We start from the raw sequence: 20,289 nt of genomic DNA on the forward strand, positions 1-20,289 counted from the left end.
TCTACGCAGATTGTTCGCCACCGGGGGTGATCACCTGAATGCTCATGCGCGGTGTCGCCAGATCCAGTCCGGCCTCATCCAGATGCCGCTTGAGCGACAGGTTGAACGCCCGGGACACTTCCCACTGCTTGATCGGCGCAGTCTTGAAGCGCGCGCGAAGAATCGCATTGCCTGACTCGAAACTTTCGACCCCCTGGATTTCCAGCGGCGACCAGATGTTGCGCCGTTGCAGCGGGTCGGTGCGCATTTTCTGGCCGACGTCGCGCATCAGTTTGATTGCCTCGTCGATGTCCATGTTCGAGGGCACCGCCACCCGGAAGATCGCGTAGCCGAACTCCCGGGAGTAGTTCTTGATGCTTTTGATTTCGCTGAACGGAATGGTGTGGACGATGCCGTCGATGTCCCGCAGGCGCACGGTGCGGATGGTCAGGCCTTCGACGGTGCCCAAGTGACCGCCGACGTCCACATAGTCGTCGATGGCCAGGGAGTCTTCGATGATGATGAACAGCCCGGTGATCAAGTCGGCCACCAGCGATTGCGCGCCGAAGCCGATGGCCAGGCCGATGACACCGGCGCCGGCCAGCAGCGGCGTGACGTTCATGCCCATGTTCGCCAGCGCGACGATCAGCGCAATGATGAAAATCGCCACGAACAGCACGTTGCGGATCAGCGGCATCATCGTCTGCGCGCGGGCGTTGGCCAGGCCTTTGCGTGAGTGGGTGAGGGCGTGATGCACGGCGGTGTCGCTGAGGATCCAGATCAGCCAGGCAAAAATCAGCGTGCCGCCGAGGCTGAACAGTTTGACGCTGACTTCATGGCCTTCGCCTTCGGTGAAGCGAATCAGCGACATGCCCCAGACCCGCAGGCCGAGTTCGATGAACGCCAGCCATACCAGTAGATGGGCGAGGGTGTAGAAGAAGCTTTTCAGACGATCCGAATACAGCGCATGGCGCTTGGGGCCGCGTTGAGGCTTGAGTGAATGACGGCGCACCAGCCCGTTGATGACCATGCACAACACCAGCAGCACGGTGCAGATCAGCGACTGACGCAGCGCGGTGCTGGTGTCGCCGGCAGAGACGAAGGTGGCGAACAGTGAGATGCCCACCAGCACCAGCGCCGGCAGATACCAGAACGTCCCGAGGATTTCGATCGTGTCGCTCAAGGCGCGGCGGGTCAGGCGCCGAGACAGCGGCTGGTTGCGGATCAGGTGCGCGATGGGCCGGCGGAAACGCAGAATGAAAAAACCTGTGAAGATCGCCGCCAGTACATTGGCGAACGTCGCCGCCGTATGGGCCAGATGCTCACCGAGGCTGGCGATCAGGCGCGGGTCGTTCAGGGCTTCACCGAAGGCGGCGAAACTGCCGATCAGCCACAACGGGCGGAAGGCCTGATGCCGCAGGATGTACAGGGCGCGATGACGATGCGGGCCATCGAGCAGGGAAAACGCGATGACGCAGATCGCCGAGAAACAGGTACCGACCACCAGCGCATAAGCCAGCACCATGGCCAGGCTTTTGCCCAATGACGAGGGCAGGGCGTAGGTCATGTAAACCGTCATGACCAAGGCGATCATCCACGGCCCGAGTTTGCGCAAGGCAAAGCGCAGCATGTCCAGGGCCTTGGGGTGTTGCGGCAGTTCTTCGGTGAGGCCGAAGCGCATGCGCACCCGGTGGCCGAGCCAGATCAGGGCGGCGGCCAGCAGGCTCCAGACCATCAGAATCATGGCGAAGGCAAAAATGATTGGCAGCCATTCATTGGCCGGCAGCATGAGTGCCACCAGTTCATCCTTGGCCAGGTCGACTTCTTCGGACCAGCGTGTGAGGGGGCTGTCGGCGCCGGAAAATTGCTTTTCGAAACTGGCCAGGGTGCCGCCGATCAGGCCCAGCACGCCTTCTTCTGTGGTCGGTTGGGCTTTTTTGCTGACGTCGCGCAGCTTTTTCAGGTCCGCCAGCAGTTTGGTCCGCTGCTGATCGTTTTCCAGCGACTTGATGACTTCGTCCAGCGACTGTCCCAGTGGAGCTTGCGCTTCGGGCTGGGTTTTTGCCGAGCCGCTGAGCAGCCCCGGCAAGCCGGCCGCCTGGGCAGGCGTCAGCGGCAGCAGCGTCATCAGGCAGACAAGGAACAAACAGGGCAGGGCAAAAAGACGAGCGAACACTAGGCGGTCAACCTCGGATGAGCGAATCGGCCGAGTGTACGAGCCCGTCAAAATCAATGCGAGCCGGGCGTAAGGATTTATTCGTTGAGTTTGGCGAGGATCTTGTAGATCACGGTGGCGAGGATCATCAGCATGCCGACCCACATCGCGAACACACCGGCGTTCTTGTCGCGAAAGTTGAAACCGATGGCCAGCATGATCATCCCGGAAAGAATCGGGATCAGCATGGCGTGAAACGAAGACATCGAGATCATGGTGACAGCCTTGTCGGAGGGGTTACTGCAAGTCTAGGCGGCTTTCGGACGGGCGTTGGTGATGTGTGGCAGGAATGGATCGCAAGATCATTGTGGCGAGGGAGCAAGCTCCCTCGCCACAAAAGTTGCCTTTTAATCACAAGGGCTATGGCAACTCGTGGCAGGCGTAAAACGCGCTCAGCACTTTGACCAGGTGTGCCAGGTCATGACTGCCGCACAGCTCGCGGATCGAGTGCATGGCGAACGTCGGCAGGCCGATGTCCACGGTGCGCACGCCCAGGTGGCTGGCGGTGATCGGGCCGATGGTCGAGCCACAGCCCATGTCGCTGCGCACCACGAAGCTCTGCACCGGTACTTCTTCGGCCATGCACAAATGACGGAAGAACCCGGCGGTTTCGCTGTTGGTGGCGTAGCGCTGGTTGCTGTTGACCTTGATTACCGGGCCGGCGTTGAGTTTCGGGCCGTGATTGGCGTCGTGCTTGTCAGCGTAGTTCGGGTGCACGCCGTGGGCGTTGTCGGCCGAGACCAGCAGGGATTTCTGAATGGTCCGTACGAATTCATCCCCTTCGGGCAACAGGCGACGCAGGGTTTGCTCAAGCATCGGACCGTCCGCGCCACAGGCCGAGCAGGAACCGACTTCTTCGTGATCGTTGCAGACCAGCACGCAGGTTTCGTCGGTTTCGGTCGTCAGCAATGCTTGCAGGCCGGCGTAGCACGACAACAGGTTGTCCAGGCGAGCGCCCGCGATGAAATCGCCATGCAGGCCAATGACCGCAGCGCTTTGGGTGTCGTAGAAACTCAGCTCGTAATCGAGCACCACGTCGGCGTTCAGGCCATGTTCGCGGGCCAGCTGATCGGTGAGCACGGCGCGGAAGTCCACGCGCTCGTCACCGGCGAATTGCGCGAGAATCGGCGGCAATTCGGTCTGGGCATTGATTGCCCAGCCCATGTTGGCTTCACGGTTGAGGTGAATGGCCAGGTTCGGAATGATTGCAACGGGGGCCTTGAAGTCGATCAACTGGCTCTCGACCTTGCCGTCGCGGCGGAAGGTCACGCGGCCGGCCAACGACAGATCGCGGTCGAACCATGGCGCCAGCAGCGCACCGCCATAGACTTCGACGCCCAATTGCCAGAAGCCCTGGCGTTGCAGTTCCGGCTGGGGTTTGACCCGCAGGCACGGGCTGTCGGTGTGCGCGCCGACCAGGCGAATGCCGCCGTGCAGGGGCGAGTGACGACCCATTTTGAACGCGACGATCGAAGAGTCGTTACGGGTGACGTAGTAACGGCCATTGGCTTCGGTGGCCCACGGCTCGCGCTCGTCGAGGCGCACAAAACCGGCCGCTTCCAGGCGCTGGACAAGGCTTGCGGTGGCATGGAACGGGGTAGGGGAGGCCTTGAGGAAGTCGATCAGGCCTTGGTTCAACTCTTCGCGCATAAGAAGCTCCAGACAGCAGTGGCGCCAGTTTAACGTATTGAAAGCGCAAAGTGCGGTGGGCCTGATGTTGGCGGCGCGTGAGATTTAATGTGGCGAGGGAGCTTGCTCCCGCTCGGCGGCGCAGCGGCCGCAAATCCTGCTTGCGCAAGTGCTCCGCACTCCAGCGGGAGCAAGCTCCCTCGTCACAACAGCCCGCCTCGCCACACAGCTCACTCGCTACAGAGGCTCCCTAGGCACAGTCAGAACGGTGCCGGGCACTCGAAGCGCAGGCGTTCGCCGCTTTGCGGATGAGTGAAGCTCAGCATGCTCGCGTGCAGGCACAGGCGTGGCCAGGCAGCCAGGGCTTGCGGATGGGCGTAGAGCCCGTCACCCAGCAGCGGGTGGCCGATGGAGAGCATGTGCACGCGCAACTGGTGAGAACGGCCGGTGATTGGCGTCAGCTCGACGCGGCACCAGTCGCCACAACGCTCCAGTACACGCCAGAAGGTCAGGGCGTGCTTGCCGAATTCGTGGTCCACCACATGCCGTGGCTTGGTCGGCGGATCGTAGCGCAGGGGCAAGTCGATGCTGCCACTGTCCAGTTCCGGTTGTCCCCAGCACAGGGCGGTGTAGGCCTTTTCGGTTTCGCGGTCGTGAAATTGCCGAGACAGCTCGCGATGAGTGTCCGGGTCACGGGCCAGCAGAATGATGCCGGAGGTTTCCCAGTCCAGCCGATGGACAATTCGCGCTTCCGGGTAGCCGTTTTCTTGCAGACGCGTAATCAGGCAGTCCTTGTTGTCATCGGCCCGTCCGGGAACGGAGAGCAACAGGGTCGGTTTGTCCACCACCAGTACGGCGGCGTCCTGATAGATGATGCGGATGTTGGACAACGGCATTAAAACAGCCTCGTAACAAACGCCAACGGCGACTCAGGCCCCCTCCAGTCATGGAAGGGCCCTGAGCCGCCGTGGCTCCCGCCGGATCGACTCAGCGATCGGGCAGGGTGATATTGAGTTCCAGAATCGAGCAGCTGCCCTGGTTTTCCAGAGCGACGTGCACGTCATCGGACCCGATATTGACGTACTTGCGGATCACTTCCACCAGTTCCTTCTGCAAGGCTGGCAAGTAGTCCGGCGTACTGCGTTGGCCGCGTTCATGCGCCACGATGATCTGTAGACGCTCTTTCGCTACCGAGGCGGTACTGGGCTTTTTGTTGGCACGAAAGAAGTCAAAAAGGTTCATTACCTACCTCCAAAAAGTCGCTCGAAGAATCCCTTCTTCTCGACATCGAGGAAACGATGGTCCACGGTCTTGCCCAACAGACGATCGACAGCATCGCTGTACGCCTGGCCGGCGTCGCTCTGGTCGTCGAGAATCACCGGTACGCCCTGGTTGGAGGCCTTGAGGACGGCTTGCGATTCTGGAATCACGCCCAGCAGGGTCACCGCGAGGATTTCCTTGACGTCTTCGACGCCGAGCATTTCGCCGTTGACGACGCGCGTAGGGTTGTAGCGGGTCAGCAGCAGGTGTTCCTTGATCGGGTCTTCGCCGTTTTCGGCGCGACGGGACTTGCTGGCCAACAGGCCCAGCATGCGGTCCGAGTCACGTACGGAGGAGACTTCCGGGTTGGTTACCACGATCGCTTCATCAGCGAAGTACATCGCCAGGTGGGCACCTTTCTCGATACCGGCCGGGGAGTCGCAGACCACGAATTCGAAGTCTTCTTTCAACTGCATCAGGACTTTTTCTACGCCTTCCTGGGTCAGCGCGTCTTTGTCGCGGGTCTGACTGGCGGCCAGCACGTAGAGGTTTTCCAGGCGCTTGTCTTTGATCAGGGCCTGTTGCAGGTTGGCTTCGCCGTTCACCACGTTGACGAAGTCATACACCACGCGGCGCTCGCAACCCATGATCAGGTCGAGGTTACGCAAGCCGACGTCGAAGTCGACGATAACTGTTTTGTGACCACGCAGAGCGAGGCCGGTACCGATAGCGGCGCTGGTGGTGGTCTTACCCACACCACCCTTGCCGGATGTAACCACGAGAATCTTGGCCAAGGTGTTTTACCCCTAAGGAAAAAGGACGTTTAGCCCCTGAAAAACATCTCTTGAAAAACTACTGCAGTCGGACAGCCTTGGCTGGAATCCGGATCTGAGCGGTACTTACCCCCGGTAAACACTGCTTTTAGCCTTTTTCCTACTTCGTTTGAGCCGTTTTCGCTACGTTTTAGAGATGCTTGGAAAATGCGGCAGTATCCGTTAAAGCCGAATGATGTTCAACACGTCACCCGACAGGCTGACTTGTACGCCTGCGCCCCACAACGGATCGCGGCGCAGGTCCTCGGAAACCTTGTAGTGACCGGCGATGGAGACCAGTTCAGCGGTCATTTGCTGACAGAAAATCCTGGCTTTCGTATCACCTTTGACGCCGGCCAGCACACGACCGCGCATCGCGCCGTATACATGGATGTTGCCGTCGGCGAGAAGTTCCGCCCCCGGGCTGACCGATGAAATCACCACCAGATCGCTGCCCTGGGCATAAATCTGCTGGCCACCACGTACTGGCGACGTGATGATTTTTGTTGGTTTGATGGTCGGCTCCGGTGGTTTTTCCGGTTTCTTCGCTACGACGCCTTCGAGCGGGTCGAGCGGGCGTTCCCGCGCGCCGGACGGCGGCAGCACTGGCAGATCGACCGCAATGGCGGCGGCGATGTCTTCAATGCGGCTGGCACGGATCGCCAGGGTGCGCAGGCCATGCTGGCGGCAGATGCGCATCAATCCCGGCAGGTCGACCGAGCCTTCGCTGGCCGGGAGTTTGTCCAGGGCCAGTACCAGCGGCGCATTACTGAAGAAGTTGGGCGCCTGGGCGACCTTGGCGGCCAGTTGCCGATCAAGGTTCTCGAGGTCGTTACGGGCCAGTTCCAGCACCGTAATGGCCAGCATGCTGCCCTTCAACTGGAACACGGGATCTTGGTCTAGCGGTTCGGTTTGGCTCATGGTCGGCATACAACGGCTTGTCACTAAAAGTGCCGAGACTTATAACGAGAACGCCCGCAGGCCGCAAGCCGGGTCGAACGATGTAGAATGCGCGGCCATTAACTTTCCGGAACCTTTAATGGAACGCCCGCGATTTCGAACAGCATTTCTTTCTCCGCGTTTCTGGCCGCTGTGGTGTGGCCTGGGGCTGTTGTGGCTGATTGTGCAGTTGCCGTATCCGGCGTTGCTGGCGATCGGTCGCGCCCTGGGCGCATTGATGTACCGAGTGGCCGGCGACCGACGGCGCATTGCCAAGCGCAATCTTGAGCTGTGTTTCCCTGAAAAATCCGCTGCCGAGCGCAAGCGCCTGCTCAAGCAAAACTTCGCGTCCACCGGCATCGCCTTCTTCGAGATGGCCATGAGCTGGTGGTGGTCGCGCAAGCGTCTGGCGAAACTGGCCCATGTCGAAGGCCTGGAGCATTTGAAACAGGCTCAGGCGCAAGGCAAGGGCGTGATTCTGATGGCTGTGCACTTCACCACGCTGGAGATCGGCGCGGCGTTGCTCGGTCAGCAACACACCATCGATGGCATGTACCGCGAACACAAGAATCCGCTGTTCGACTTCATCCAGCGCCAAGGCCGCGAGCGGCACAACCTCGACTCGCTGGCGGTGGAGCGCGACGACGTGCGTGGCATGCTCAAACTGCTGCGCGCAGGGAGAGCGATCTGGTACGCACCGGATCAGGACTACGGCGCCAAGCAAAGTATCTTCGTGCCGCTGTTCGGGATTCAGGCGGCGACTGTCACCGCCACCAGCAAATTCGCACGCTTGGGCAAGGCGCTGGTGGTGCCGTTCACCCAGGAGCGCCTGGCTGACGGCAGCGGTTATCGACTGGTGATTCATGCCCCGCTCGAAGGCTTTCCCGGCGAGACGGAAGAGGCCGATTGCATTCGGATCAACCAATGGGTGGAAGGTGCGTTGCGCGAATGTCCGGAGCAATACCTTTGGGCGCATCGCCGCTTCAAGAGCCGCCCACCGGGCGAGCCGAAACTGTACGCCAAACGCGGTTGAGTCACCGATCCCTTTAAGCACCATGGAGTGTTGCAATGAGTCCTGCTGAACCCGTTACAGGGTTGATTCTTTCCGGCGGTGGGGCTCGCGCGGCCTATCAAGTAGGCGTGCTGGCGGCGATTGCCGAGCTGCTGCCGCTGGGGGCGGCGAATCCGTTTCCGGTGATCGTCGGCACCTCGGCCGGTGCGATCAATGCGGTCAGCCTGGCCAGTGGGGCGATGGATTTTCGTGGCGCGATTGAGCGTCTGACAGCCTTCTGGCAAGGTTTTCGCAGCCATCTGGTATTACGCAGCGATTGGCCGGGGGTGATTCATCAGGCCACCCGTTTTGTCAGTCACAACCTGATGGGCATTGGCTCGCCGGTGCCGGTGGCCCTGCTTAACAGTTCGCCGCTGCGCCGCTTGCTCAATCACAAACTGCACATGCCCGGGATCGCCGAAGCGATTGCGCAAAAGCAATTGCGGGCCGTAGCGGTTACAGCGTTCGGCTACGAGTCCGGCCAGGCTGTCACGTTTTATCAGGGCGGCGGCACCATCGAATCCTGGTTGCGCCATCGGCGAGTCGGCGTGCCGACCCAACTGACTGTCGACCATCTGCTCGCCAGTTCCGCGATTCCATTGCTATTCGCACCGGTAAAAATCGGCGAAGAATATTTCGGCGATGGCGCGGTGCGTCAATCGGCACCGATCAGCCCGGCCCTGCACCTGGGTGCCAGTCGCGTGCTGGTGGTGGGCGTCAGCGGCAACCCGCGCGGGATCGATCCGCAACAGCCGCTGCAACGTGCCTACACCGGTCAGCAGCCGACCCTGGCGCAAGTCGGTGGGCACCTGCTCAACAGTACGTTCATTGACAGCCTGGAAAGTGACATCGAGTTGTTGCAGCGTCTGAACCAGTTCAGCCATCTGCTGCCCGACAGCATGTCAAGTCGTGCATTGGGGGCGGCCCCGGTGGAAGTACTGGTGATTTCGCCGAGTCAGCCGATCGATGAGATTGCAGCGCGGCATCGCCAGGAACTGCCGGCGGCCTTGCGCCTGTTTTTGCGCGGGCCGGGGGCGACCAAGACCAGCGGGGCGGGAGTGCTGAGTTATCTGCTGTTCGAGGCGGGGTATTGCAGCGAATTGATTGACCTGGGGCGGCGCGATGCGTTGGCCAAGCGCGATGAGTTGTGCCGGTTTCTGGGGTTGTCATAAAGCAAAAGATCGCAGCCTGCGGCAGCTCCTACCCCGGATGCGCACGTCCGTAGGAGCTGGCGAAGCCTGTGATCTTTTGACTTTAAATCAGAAGTGGAACTTCACCAGGAAGCTCGTGTTGCTCTGATCAGTTTTGAAGTACTGGCTGTCCTTGATCCCGTACTTGTCCGACCAATAGTCGTACTCGACACCCACATACAACTGCTTCTCGCCAATGTTCAACGCTTTGCCCAAGTCGTATTTGATCTGCGGGTTGAAGTGCAGGTTGGCGTGGTAGGTGCCTTTGCTGTTCTGGTCGTTGTCGACCACCCAGTCCATGAAGCCATCGATCAGGATGTTCGAATCGCCCACCGGAATGGTGTAGGACCAGACCGGGGTGATCTGCCAGACGTTGTCACCCGGGCGGCTGCCTTCGGTGTGACGCTGGTAGAAGTTCAGCTGGAAGTAGTCGAAGCCAGGAATCGCCAGGTCGAAACCAGGACCGATCAGGTAAGACTCGGTATCGCCTTCACCGAACTCGTACGTCATGGCCAGCAGCACGTCCTTGACCGGACCGAACTCCAGTTTCTGGTCGAAGATCTTGCCAAACGACAAGCGTGGGCTGATTTCGCCGTAGTAGGTGTTCGAACCGACGCCGGGGTCGTCCTTGCCGTTGTAGAAAATCTTGTCGACGAACACGAAGTTGTCGCCGTATTTCCATGCATCGGCGTGCTCGAAAGTGACGGTTTGCTGAATGCGCGGGTTGACCTGGAAGTCCTTGCCATAGAGGTAGGTCAGGCTGTTGTTCTGCCATTGCAGCAAGTCGCCGGCCATGGCCTGGCCCCCGGCCAGCAAGGATCCCGCGAGCATCAGGCTGGTGCACGTACGTTTCATTCGGTTGCTCCCAAAAAGTAGGTGGTTCCACGTTATTTTTCTAAGGTCGGCGCTCTGGTGTGGCGCCTTTTCTTGCTGCTGTAAAAAAATCATCCATTCGGTCAGCTTTGGTGCTGTTAGCAAGAGCTGAGCCAAGGCTTTCAAAAAGCCAAAAAATGCCCGTTCGGCTGTTCTAAAACAGTCGATCGAGCGTCTTTTCGGGAAGCCTTGGTACTGTCCAGAACCGGGGTAAGTTGGCTTTCTGGTCAGGAATTAAATCCGGGCTTTTTTTTAGACCGGATTCGGGCGGCCGCGGAGAATACTGACTCCTTGGCCAGGTCTCAAGTGCCCCGCAACAGAGCACTGGCGACAGGTGTGGGGCATTGCTGAACGACAGACTTGTCTGGGTACGAATCATCTGTTGCTCCCTCTTGTTTTTATTGTTTTGTGGCGAGGGGGCTTGCCCCCGTTGGGTCGCGAAGCGGCCCCGGTATTTCCCCAGCCATGCCTTGTCGGCAGGTTTTGCGACTGCTTCGCAGCCGAGCGGGGGCAAGCCCCCTCGCCACGGGGAGCGCCTTCACAGGTTCGATTAGTGCGTGTGGGCGTGGCAGTCGTTGACGGCTGCGCGTTCGTGACCGCCGAGGATGTTGAACAACAGGTTCAATGCCAGGGCGCTAAGCGTGGCCATGGCGATGCCGCTGTGGGTGATCGGGCTCATCCACATTGGCAGGTGGGCGAAGAATTCCGGGCGCACCACCGGGATCAGCCCCATGCCGATGCTCACCGCCACCAGCAACTGGTTGCGCCGGTCACCGATGTCGGCTTCCTGAAGAATCTTGATCCCGGTGGCGGCGACCATGCCGAACATCGCAATCGCCGCGCCGCCCAGTACCGCTGGTGGAATCGACGCCACCAGGAACGCGGCTTTCGGCAGCAGGCTCAGCACGATCAGTAAGCCACCGGCGACGATGGTCACCGAGCGGCAACGTACGCCGGTCATTTGTACCAGGCCGATGTTCTGAGCGAATGAGGAGTGGGTGAAGGTGTTGAAGAAACCGGCGAAAAACGAAGCACCGGCATCGCACAGCAAGCCACGACGCAGCATCCGCGGCGTGACGTCCTGGCCGGTGATTTTGCCCAGCGCGAGGAACATCCCGGTGGACTCGACGAAGATGATTACCACCACCAGGCACATGGACAGAATCGGTGCGAGCTCGAATTTCGGCATGCCGAAATGCAGCGGGGTGACGATTTGCAGCCACGGCGCCTGGTCCATCCCGCTGAGGTCGACCATGCCGATCACGCCGCAAATCACATAACCCAGGCACATGCCGATCAGCACCGAAATATTGACCCAGAAACCGCGCATGAAGCGATGGACCAGCAGAATGGTGGCCAACACCAGTGCGGCGATGGCCAGGTAAACAGGCGAACCGAATTGAGCTGCGCCAGCACCGCCACCGGCCCAGTTCACGGCCACGGGAAACAGCGACAAACCGATCGAGGTGATGACGGTACCGGTCACTAGCGGCGGGAAGAAGCGCACGACTTTGGACATGAAGGGCGCGATGAGCATGCCGAAGAAACCGGCGGCGATGGTCGCGCCGAAAATCCCTTGCAGACCGATGCCGGTCATCCCGGCCATGGCCACCATGCTGCCGACCGCGGCGAAACTGGCACCCATCATCACCGGCATGCGAATGCCCATCGGGCCGATGCCCAGCGACTGGACGATGGTGGCGATGCCGGCCACCAGCAGGTCGGCGTTGATCAGGAAGGCGATTTCTTCACGGCTCAGGCCGGCGGCCTGCCCGATGATCAGCGGCACTGCAATGGCGCCGCCGTACATCAGCAGAACGTGTTGCAGGCCGACCAGAATCAGTTGCACAAGGGGTAAACGTTGAATGGCGGGTGCGTCGGGGATGCGCGCTTCGGATAGCTCGGACATGCAACACCTCGGATCTTTTTTATTCTTGTGATTTTTGTATCAGGGGGACCTGTGGCGAGGGAGCTTGCTCCCTCGCCACACAAGCCCTATCTCCATTACTTGGTCGGAGCTCCCTGAACAATCCACGCGCCGATCAGGTCACGTTCCTGCTGGGTCATCTGGGTGATGTTGCCCAGTGGCATGATCTGGCTGGTGACGGCTTGAGCCTGGATGCGCGCAGCGTTTTGGCGGATCTGTTCTGGCGTGTCGAACATCACGCCGGCCGGTGCGGCACTGAACAGCGGGCTGGTGGGTTTGGCCGAGTGACAGACCGCGCAACGCTCCTGAATGACGCTGTGAACCTTGTCGAACGTCGGGCCCTGATTCGAGGCTTGGGCCGGTGCAGCGGCAGGCGCATCAGGTTTCGCCGCTTCGGGTTTGGCATCACCGCCCAGGGCGGTTTCCGGCAGCGGCTGGTACTCGATGGTCCCTGGTGCCTTGGCCACTTCAGGTGCGCTGGACATCGGCGCCGGGCCGGTCACGTAGGCCAGGCAAATCATGCCGACCGCCGCAACGGGCAGGGTCCAGGCGAATTTGTGGCTGTCGTGACGGGTGTTGAAGTAGTGACGCACCAACACCGCCAGCACCGCGATCCCGGCCAGGATCAGCCAGTTGTACTGGCTGCCGTACGTGCTCGGGAAGTGGTTGCTGATCATGATGAACAGCACCGGCAAGGTGAAGTAGTTGTTGTGCCGTGAACGCAGCAAACCTTTGGCCGGCAGCGCCGGGTCGGGCGTGCGGTTTTCGGCGATCGCCGCCACCAGGGCGCGCTGGGCCGGCATGATGATGCGGAACACGTTGCCGACCATGATGGTGCCGATGATCGCGCCGACGTGCAGGTACGCACCACGACCGCTGAACACTTTGCTGAAGCCGTAGGCGGCGCCGATGATCAGCACGAACAGAATTACGCCCAGCAGGGCAGGGCGTTTGCCCAGTGCCGAGTCGCAGAGGAAGGAGTAGACGAACCAGCCGATGAACAGCGAGCCGAGGCCGATGGCCACGCCTTCAGGGCCGCTCAGGGTGCTGCCTGGAGCCAGCAGGTACAGCGTCGGGTTGGAGTAGAACACCACGCACAGCAGCGCGATCCCCGACAGCCAGGTGAAATAGGCTTCCCATTTGAACCAGTGCAGGTTGTCCGGCATGGTCGGCGGAGCCAGTTTGTATTTTTCCAGGTGGTAGATACCGCCGCCATGGATCGCCCACAAATCGCCCGCCAGGCCATTTTTCGGGTTGACCCGATTGAGGTTGTTTTCCAGCCAGACGAAATAGAACGACGCGCCGATCCAGGCCACGCCAGTGATCATGTGAACCCAGCGCACGCTCAGGTTCAGCCATTCCAACAGATGTGCTTCCACAGTCTTTACCTCTCGCCTGTCACCCTTGTTGTCGAGTGATCAGACCTTCTCTTATTGGTGGGGGGCGAGGATCAAACACTCATCCTCTTGGAAAAAATGCTCATCGCAGTTATTGCCTGTGCCACTGCGATCAACCACCAGGAAGTCATCCCGCTTTTCGATCGTCAGCACCGGGTGGTGCCAGACGCCGCGATGGTAATTAATGCCCTGCCTGCCGTTGGTGACGAAGGCGCGGACCAAGCCTGATACAGGTGCATCGCCAAGTGGCGCGACCACGATCAGAAAGGGGTTGCCGAGCAGCGGAATGAACGCCTGACTGCCCAGCGGATGGCGCTCCAGCATGCGTACCGTCAGCGGCATGTCCTGCGCGTCGGCGCGGAAGATGCTGATGATCGCCTTGTCCTCTGGCGTGGCGGTTTCCACCGTCGCCAGTTTGTGGAAGCGCATGGTCGAACCGTTGTTGATCATGAAGTGATCGCTGCCGTCGGTTTCGATCACGTCACCGAAAGGGGCGAAGGCTTCTTTGGTCAGCGGTTCAATCGTCAATGTGCGCATGCTGGTCTTCTTTTCCAAATTCGTTTTCGGTTCACATCGCTCGCGCGTCTTGCGCGATCCCTGTAGGAGCTGCCGCAGGCTGCGATCTTTTGCTTTTGAAGATCAAAAGATCGCAGGCTTCGCCAGCTCCTACAGGGGTTGGCGTTCGGTCGTTATTTAGCGACCTTGCCGAGAACGCGCAGGCGGCTCACACCACCATCCGGGAACACGTTCAGGCGGATGTGGGTGATCGGGCCCAGCGCCTTGATCTGCTCGGCGAAGGTGTGTTCGGCGTGCATTTCCAGCTTCTGGCTTGGCAGCAGTTCGCGCCAGAACAGCGATTGGGTTTCGATCTGGCTGTCGGTGCCGCCCTTCACGAATGCGCCCTGGATCGAGCAACTGTCCGGGTAGTTGCCCTTGAAGTGCAGGGTGTCGACGATGACTTTCTCGACTTCACCGGCATGGCCCAGCGCGACGATCACCCAGTCATTGCCCGGGGTACGACGACGTGCGGTTTCCCAGCCATCGCCCATGTTGATGCCACGGCCCGGGTTGAGGATATTGCTCATGCGGCCGAAGTGTTCGTCGGAGCAGGCGAGGGCGCGACCGCCGTTCAGGGCTGCAGCCAGGTCGACTTGTTCGTTGTCGCCAACGGCCGACCAGTCGCGGAACGGGATGCCGTATACGCGCAGACGGGCCACGCCGCCATCCGGGTAGATGTTGAAGCGCAGGTGGCTGAACGCCTGGTCATTGTTGATTTCGTGGTAGTGGTGGCTGTTGCCTTGCAGCTCGACGGCCGACAGCACTTCAGTCCACTGGGTGTTCTCGTCCGGCTCGCCCGAGGCCAGGAAGCAGGCTTCCAGGGAGGCCGATGGCGGGTAGTTGCCGGTGAAGAATGAAGTGTCGATGTCCACGCCTTTGATCGAACCCGGTACGCCCAGGCGGATCACCGCGCTGTCGTAGCCTTCGAAGCGCTTGCGGCGCGACTCCCAGCCGTCCATCCACTTGCCGTTGTCATCGAACACGCCCTCCTTCCACACGGCCGGGGTCGGCTGGAACAAACGGTTGGCGTCTGCGAACCAGTCATCGGTGACCGAGATGATTTTGGTCCCCAGACGGGCGTCGGCCAGGTTGACGAACTTCTCGAAAGGTACGGCGTAAGCTTTCATTCTTCTTGTCTGCCTTTAAATAAGTTGGCTTGGGATGCTTGCAGGGCCCGGGGCGTTTTTTGCGTTCGTCAACGTCGGGCCAGGCTTGCTATAGGGTCAGTAATCGGAACAACGCGATCTTGTTGATCTCTGCCAGCGCGCATTTGAATTCGGTGTCGACCGGGTTGTGAATGCGCGTTTCGAACGCTGCGAGGATCTGATGCCGGTTGCTGCCTTTTACCGCCATGATGAAGGGAAACTTGAACTTGGCTTTGTAGGCGTCGTTCAGCTCGGTGAAGCGTTCAAACTCATCGCTCGAGCATTGGTGAATACCGGCGCCAGCCTGTTCATGGGTGCTGGCTTCGGTCAGTTGGCCCTGGACGGCAGCTTTGCCGGCCAGGTCCGGGTGCGCGTTGATCAGGGCCAGTTGGCTGGCGTGATCGGCGCTTAACAGGATGTCGCTCATGCGCTGGTGCAGGGTTTCGATCTGGTCGATCGAAGCGTCCTGGCCCAGGTCGAATGCCTTCTCGGCCACCCATGGCGAGTGTTCGTAGATGTCGGCGAAGGCGGCGACAAATGCGTCGCGGCTCAGGGTCGAGGGTTTCAGTGTCTGGAAGTGTCTCATTTGGCAGCCCCTTGGTACGGATGGGTTTGCTGCCAGTGGCGAGCGATGTCGACGCGGCGGCTGAACCACACCTGTTCGTGGCTTTTAGCGTATTCGATAAAGCGTTTGAGCGAGGCCAGGCGCGCCGGACGGCCGATCAGCCGGCAGTGCAGGCCGATCGACAACATCTTCGGTGCCTCGGCGCCTTCGGCATACAGCACGTCGAAGGCGTCCTTCAGGTATTCGAAAAAGTCGTCGCCCTTGTTGAAACCCTGGACCTGGGTGAAGCGCATGTCGTTGGTGTCCAGGGTGTACGGAATCACCAGGTGTGGCTTGCCGGTCGGGTTGTTCGGTTCCCAGTAGGGCAGGTCGTCATCGTAGGTGTCGCAGTCATAGAGGAAACCGCCTTCTTCCATCACCAGCCGGCGGGTGTTCGGGCCGGTGCGGCCGGTGTACCAGCCCAGCGGGCGCTCGCCGGTGATCTCGGTGAGGATGCGGATCGCTTCGAGCATGTGCTCGCGTTCCTGCGCTTCGTCCATGTACTGGTAGTCGATCCAGCGATAGCCGTGGCTGCAGATCTCGTGGCCGGCCTCGACCATCGCGCGGATCACGTCCGGGTGACGCTGGGCGGCCATGGCCACGGCGAAGATGGTCAGCGGAATGTCGAAGGCCTTGAACAGTTTCAGAATCCGCCAGACGCCGGCACGGCTGCCATACTCGTAAAGGGATTCCATGCTCATGTTGCGCTCGCCTTGCAGCGGCTGCGCCGAGACCATTTCCGAGAGGAAGGCTTCGGACTCTTTGTCGCCGTGAAGGATATTGCGCTCGCCACCTTCCTCGTAGTTGAGCACGAAGGACAGGGCGATGCGGGCATTGCCCGGCCAGTGTGGGTGAGGAGGGTTACTGCCGTAACCGATCAGGTCGCGTGGGTAGTCAGCGCTCACTGCAGTCTTCCTTCTTGTTCGTGTCGACTTGGTCAAAGTCAGGGTGTGTGTGGCGGCCTGGCGATGAGAGGGCAGGCTGGCGTCACAGCGATGGGTTGATTGTATACAACTTTATATTCACTTTGTAAGCCTGATTTTTTGCCTTTTTCACTGACCGTCCTCTTTGAAGGATACTGCAAGAAACCTGCCCAAGTGGTCAGCTAATGGATGGAAGGTCCACTGATCTTATGGTTCGACGCAAGATTTGCTGGCAAACCCTGAATGACGTGGACGGTGGTAAAAATGTCGTTTTTATTGTGTACAATTTTTTTGAAAAATGTCTTAATCAGTCGCTCGCCGCAACTTTTCGTGCTCCGAAACGGTGCGGTCTCCTTTTCAACTGACTTCGGGAGGCGCGAGGCCTGACTGCTCCACGCAGGCAGGCGCGCAGAATCAATGGGACGTTTGACTACACACGTTTTGGACGCTGCACACGGTTGCCCCGGCAGTTCGATCAAGGTCGAGCTGTACCGCGTTGAAGGTTCGCAGCTGGAACTGGTCGCCACGGTGCTCACCAACAGCGACGGCCGGGTCGATGCTCCGTTGCTGCAAGGCGATGACTACCGTACCGGGGTCTATCAGCTTCAGTTTCACGCGGGCGATTACTACCGTGCCCGTGGCGTTCAGCTGCCGGAGCCTGCGTTTCTGGATGTGGTGGTGCTGCGGTTCGGTATCTCTGCCGAACAGGATCACTACCATGTGCCGTTGCTGATTTCGCCGTATAGCTATTCGACCTATAGAGGAAGCTAGGACTTTTCCCCCCCCAAAAAATCCTGCGCATATAGCTTCTTTGGTCTTTTGCCCGCTCACACTGCGGGCTTTTTTTGCCTGGTGGAAAGTCAAAAGATCGCAGCCTTCGGCAGCTCCTACATGGAAACGCATTCCCCCTGTAGGAGCTGTCGAGTGCAACGAGGCTGCGATCTTTTGCCCTTAGCGGCTCAACAATGAGGCCGCGCCCGCACCGCTGAACAACCCGGCACTGACCCGGTTAAACCAGCTCTGCCCCTTGCCACTGCGCAGATACCGCGCCGCGCCATGAGCCCCCAGCCCATAAGCCAGCTTGCACAGCAGATCCAGCACGGTCCAGGTGGCAATCATCACCAGCAACTGCGGCAGGAACGGTTGTTCGGCACTCAAAAACTGCGGCAGGAACGCGGCAAAGAACAAAATGTCTTTCGGGTTGCTGGCGCCGAGCATGAACGCGCGCCCGAACAGTGCACGAAAGCGTGGCACCGGCGCAGCCTGGGGCACTTCGGCGCCCTGGGAGGGTTGGCGTGATTGCTGCCAGCTCTGCCAAGCGAGGTAGAACAGATACAGCGCGCCGACGATTTTCAGGGCGCTGAACAGCTGTTCCGACGCCAGCAGCAATGCGCCCAAGCCGAGCGCCGAAGCGCTGAGCAGGCAGATCGAGGCAAACACGCCTCCGAGAAACGCCGGGTAAGAACGGCGCAAACCGTAATTCAGACTGTTGCTGATCATCAGCAAAGACAGTGGCCCCGGTATCAGGATCACCACCAGCGCAGCGCCGCTGAACAGCAGCCAGGTTTCCAGACTCATCACTTTCCTCCCTATGCACAAAAGCCCCACCCGACGGGGTGAGGCTGGTTTGAAACGCGTCCCGCGTGACGCTTACAAGAAGATGAACTTGGCGATGAAGATCGCGCAGAGCACCCACAGACTGACGGATATTTCCTTGTACTTACCGGTGCCGGCCTTCAGCGCCACGTAAGTGATGAAGCCCAGCGCGATGCCGTCGGCGACCGAGAAGGTCAGCGGCATCATGATCGCGGTGACGATCGCTGGAATGCTGTCGGTCGCTTCGTCCCACTCGATGTGCGCCATGCCGCCCATCATCAGCATCGCTACATAAATCAGCGCACCGGCGGTTGCATAAGCGGGGATCATGCCAGCCAGCGGTGCGAAAAACATGGCGGCAATAAATAGCACACCTACGGTCACGGCGGTAAGACCAGTCCGACCACCAGCGGCTACACCCGCGGCACTTTCCACGTAACTGGTGACCGGCGGAACACCCACCACCGCCCCGAAAACACTGGAGGCACTGTCGGCTTTCATGGCGCGGGACAGGTTTTCGATCCGACCGTCAGCGTTCACCAGGTTGGCGCGCTGGGCGACGCCCATCAAGGTGCCGGCCGTGTCGAACATGTGCACGAAGAGGAAGGCCAGCACCACGCTGATCATGCTGACGTTGAACACGCCGGCGATGTTCATGGCCATCCAGGTCGGTGCCAGGCTCGGCGGGGCCGACATGATGCCCTCGTAGTGCACCAGGCCCAGACCCCAGCCGGCCAGGGTCACGGTGATGATGCTGATGAGAATCGCGCCGAACACTTTGTGGTAGCTGAGCACGGCGATCATCAGGAAGCAGATGGCAGCCAGCAGCGGACCGGGCTCGCGCAGGGAGCCGAGCTTGATCAGAGTGGCCGGGCTATCGACGACGATGCCCGCGGTTTTCAGGCCGATCAGCCCCAGAAACAGGCCCACACCCGCGCCCATGGCAAAGCGCAGGCTCACCGGAATGCTATTGAGCAGCCATTCACGAATCCGGGAAAAGGTCAGGAACATGAACAACACACCGGACACGAACACCGCGCCGAGGGCGGTTTCCCAGTTGTAGCCCATGGTGCCGACCACGGTGTAGGTGAAGAATGCGTTCAGGCCCATGCCCGGCGCCAGGCCCACCGGCCAGTTGGCGTACAGGCCCATCAATAGGCAGCCCAGCGCGGCGGCGATGCAGGTGGCCACGAACGCGGCACCGTGATCGATCCCGGCGTCGGCCATGATGTTGGGGTTGACGAAGATGATGTAGGCCATGGTGATGAAGGTTGTCAGACCGGCGATCAGCTCGGTCTTCACCGTGGTGCCGTGCAAGCTGAGTTTGAAGATGCGCTCCAGCCAGCCATTGCGTAACGGCGGCGAGAGTTCCAGCGTCGAGGCTTCGGATTTGCGGCTTTCCACAGCGAGTACTCCTCAAGAGTTTTATTGTTATTTCCAGGGCCGGACCCATGAGGGTGGCAGCGACCCTTTGAGGTACTTGCGAATTTGTTGACCTTATGGTCAGGAACTCGCACGAAGCGAATTATGCTTTTGTATACAAATAAAGCAAATAATGTTTTTGATTTTGTAGACGAAAAGTTTGTTGATTGGGATATATCGGCTATAGACGATCGTTCCCACGCTCTGCGTGGGAATGCCGCCATGGACGCTCTGCGTCCGCCGTTGATGTGACGCAGAGCGTCACGGGATGCATTCCCACGCAGAGCATGGGAACGATCAGCTTGGAAAGACCTGGGCTTTACCCAGCGCGAGATTCACCGTCAACCATCCATTCACCGCTGTCTCCCCAGCCTCGGCAAACACCCGCTCGAGCAATTTCACCTGCTCGCGCCGCAACGACTGCTCGAACCGCGCGCCTTCGACGGTCAGTTCCAGCAGCCGCTTACGCTTGTCGGTCTCGGACGCCACGCTGTTCACCAAATGCATTTCCACCAACTGCCGCAGCGGAATGTTCAGCGCCTGCTTGGTCACGCCGAGCAACGCCAGCAACTCCTTGACGCTCAGGTTCGGATAACGCGCGATGAAAAACACGATGCGCTGATGCACCCGGCTCAAGCCGCGACGCTCGAGCATTTCATCAGCCTTGGCGGTGAAGGCCTGATAGCCGAAGAAGAACGCTTCCATGGCTTGTTGCTGGGTGGTGGGGTTTTTAAGGTCAAGCATGTTGACGTATCCGCTCGGTCTGTCG

Annotated in this window: 20 protein-coding genes; 3 read left to right on the forward strand and 17 right to left on the reverse strand. The window is 60.0% G+C overall.

Going from position 1 to position 20,289, the window contains the following annotated elements:
• Nucleotide 1 precedes the first annotated feature (1 nt).
• From AC1D2Q_RS20945 to minC, 7 genes are all read right to left on the reverse strand, one after another.
• Nucleotides 2–2,155: a mechanosensitive ion channel family protein gene (locus AC1D2Q_RS20945; protein WP_477814411.1), complete on the reverse strand. Its 2,154-nt coding sequence runs from the start codon at nt 2,153–2,155 to the stop codon at nt 2–4.
• Between the two features lie 77 nt (nt 2,156–2,232).
• Nucleotides 2,233–2,409 carry a hypothetical protein gene (locus AC1D2Q_RS20950; protein ID WP_008005668.1) on the reverse strand — a complete coding sequence of 59 codons (177 nt, stop codon included), beginning with the start codon at nt 2,407–2,409 and terminating at the stop codon, nt 2,233–2,235.
• Nucleotides 2,410–2,554: 145 nt separating this feature from the next.
• Nucleotides 2,555–3,844, reverse strand: a complete 1,290-nt coding sequence (locus AC1D2Q_RS20955) for a M18 family aminopeptidase (RefSeq protein ID WP_019579692.1) — start codon at nt 3,842–3,844, stop codon at nt 2,555–2,557.
• 239 nt (nt 3,845–4,083) lie between these two features.
• Entirely contained in the window at nt 4,084–4,719 is a 636-nt protein-coding gene (locus AC1D2Q_RS20960) for an RluA family pseudouridine synthase (RefSeq protein ID WP_018925180.1), read from the reverse strand.
• Between the two features lie 91 nt (nt 4,720–4,810).
• A complete protein-coding gene (gene minE, locus AC1D2Q_RS20965) occupies nt 4,811–5,065 on the reverse strand; it encodes a cell division topological specificity factor MinE (protein WP_007940845.1) in 255 nt (84 codons plus the stop codon).
• Nucleotides 5,065–5,877, reverse strand: a complete 813-nt coding sequence (gene minD / locus AC1D2Q_RS20970; protein ID WP_007940844.1) for a septum site-determining protein MinD — start codon at nt 5,875–5,877, stop codon at nt 5,065–5,067. Before minD ends, minE begins: the two co-directional genes overlap by 1 nt.
• Nucleotides 5,878–6,078: 201 nt before the next feature.
• Nucleotides 6,079–6,816 (reverse strand): septum site-determining protein MinC, encoded by a 738-nt coding sequence (gene minC, locus AC1D2Q_RS20975; RefSeq protein WP_026331736.1) that lies wholly within the window; start codon nt 6,814–6,816, stop codon nt 6,079–6,081.
• A 118-nt stretch (nt 6,817–6,934) separates the two neighbouring features.
• On the opposite strand from minC, the gene AC1D2Q_RS20980 reads away from it, so the two are divergent.
• A complete protein-coding gene (locus AC1D2Q_RS20980; protein ID WP_477814412.1) occupies nt 6,935–7,867 on the forward strand; it encodes a lipid A biosynthesis lauroyl acyltransferase in 933 nt (310 codons plus the stop codon).
• 35 nt (nt 7,868–7,902) lie between these two features.
• Nucleotides 7,903–9,057, forward strand: a complete 1,155-nt coding sequence (locus AC1D2Q_RS20985; RefSeq protein ID WP_477814413.1) for a patatin-like phospholipase family protein — start codon at nt 7,903–7,905, stop codon at nt 9,055–9,057.
• Between the two features lie 87 nt (nt 9,058–9,144).
• Here the strand turns inward: AC1D2Q_RS20985 and AC1D2Q_RS20990 are convergent, their stop codons facing one another.
• The 7 genes from AC1D2Q_RS20990 to puuE all read right to left on the reverse strand — a co-directional run bounded on the left by AC1D2Q_RS20990 (nt 9,145) and on the right by puuE (nt 16,484).
• On the reverse strand, nt 9,145–9,930 hold the full coding sequence (locus AC1D2Q_RS20990) for an outer membrane protein OmpK (protein WP_007940840.1): 786 nt from the start codon (nt 9,928–9,930) through the stop codon (nt 9,145–9,147).
• Nucleotides 9,931–10,498: 568 nt separating this feature from the next.
• Nucleotides 10,499–11,857, reverse strand: a complete 1,359-nt coding sequence (locus AC1D2Q_RS20995; protein ID WP_477814414.1) for a nucleobase:cation symporter-2 family protein — start codon at nt 11,855–11,857, stop codon at nt 10,499–10,501.
• 95 nt (nt 11,858–11,952) lie between these two features.
• A complete protein-coding gene (locus tag AC1D2Q_RS21000; RefSeq protein ID WP_477814415.1) occupies nt 11,953–13,254 on the reverse strand; it encodes a urate hydroxylase PuuD in 1,302 nt (433 codons plus the stop codon).
• A gap of 51 nt (nt 13,255–13,305) precedes the next feature.
• The gene (locus AC1D2Q_RS21005) at nt 13,306–13,809 is read right to left on the reverse strand and encodes an ureidoglycolate lyase (protein WP_018925187.1); all 504 of its coding nucleotides are present in this window, start codon (nt 13,807–13,809) and stop codon (nt 13,306–13,308) included.
• 152 nt (nt 13,810–13,961) lie between these two features.
• Nucleotides 13,962–14,957, reverse strand: a complete 996-nt coding sequence (gene alc / locus AC1D2Q_RS21010; protein ID WP_007940834.1) for an allantoicase — start codon at nt 14,955–14,957, stop codon at nt 13,962–13,964.
• 88 nt (nt 14,958–15,045) lie between these two features.
• A complete protein-coding gene (gene uraD / locus AC1D2Q_RS21015) occupies nt 15,046–15,561 on the reverse strand; it encodes a 2-oxo-4-hydroxy-4-carboxy-5-ureidoimidazoline decarboxylase (protein ID WP_477814416.1) in 516 nt (171 codons plus the stop codon).
• Nucleotides 15,558–16,484 (reverse strand): allantoinase PuuE, encoded by a 927-nt coding sequence (puuE, locus tag AC1D2Q_RS21020; RefSeq protein WP_105339712.1) that lies wholly within the window; start codon nt 16,482–16,484, stop codon nt 15,558–15,560. The genes uraD and puuE overlap by 4 nt, the downstream gene beginning before the upstream one ends.
• Nucleotides 16,485–16,919: 435 nt before the next feature.
• On the opposite strand from puuE, the gene uraH reads away from it, so the two are divergent.
• Nucleotides 16,920–17,273 (forward strand): hydroxyisourate hydrolase, encoded by a 354-nt coding sequence (gene uraH, locus AC1D2Q_RS21025; RefSeq protein ID WP_028941054.1) that lies wholly within the window; start codon nt 16,920–16,922, stop codon nt 17,271–17,273.
• Between the two features lie 180 nt (nt 17,274–17,453).
• Here uraH and AC1D2Q_RS21030 read toward each other — a convergent pair whose 3' ends face one another.
• From AC1D2Q_RS21030 to AC1D2Q_RS21040, 3 genes are all read right to left on the reverse strand, one after another.
• Nucleotides 17,454–18,080, reverse strand: a complete 627-nt coding sequence (locus AC1D2Q_RS21030; protein ID WP_019579700.1) for a LysE family translocator — start codon at nt 18,078–18,080, stop codon at nt 17,454–17,456.
• Between the two features lie 72 nt (nt 18,081–18,152).
• On the reverse strand, nt 18,153–19,502 hold the full coding sequence (locus AC1D2Q_RS21035) for an NCS2 family permease (RefSeq protein WP_019648216.1): 1,350 nt from the start codon (nt 19,500–19,502) through the stop codon (nt 18,153–18,155).
• Between the two features lie 315 nt (nt 19,503–19,817).
• Complete coding sequence (locus tag AC1D2Q_RS21040; protein WP_477814417.1) at nt 19,818–20,264, reverse strand: MarR family winged helix-turn-helix transcriptional regulator; 447 nt, start codon at nt 20,262–20,264, stop codon at nt 19,818–19,820.
• Nucleotides 20,265–20,289: the final 25 nt, after the last annotated feature.

This window comes from Pseudomonas sp. P1_A1, from assembly GCF_056406935.1.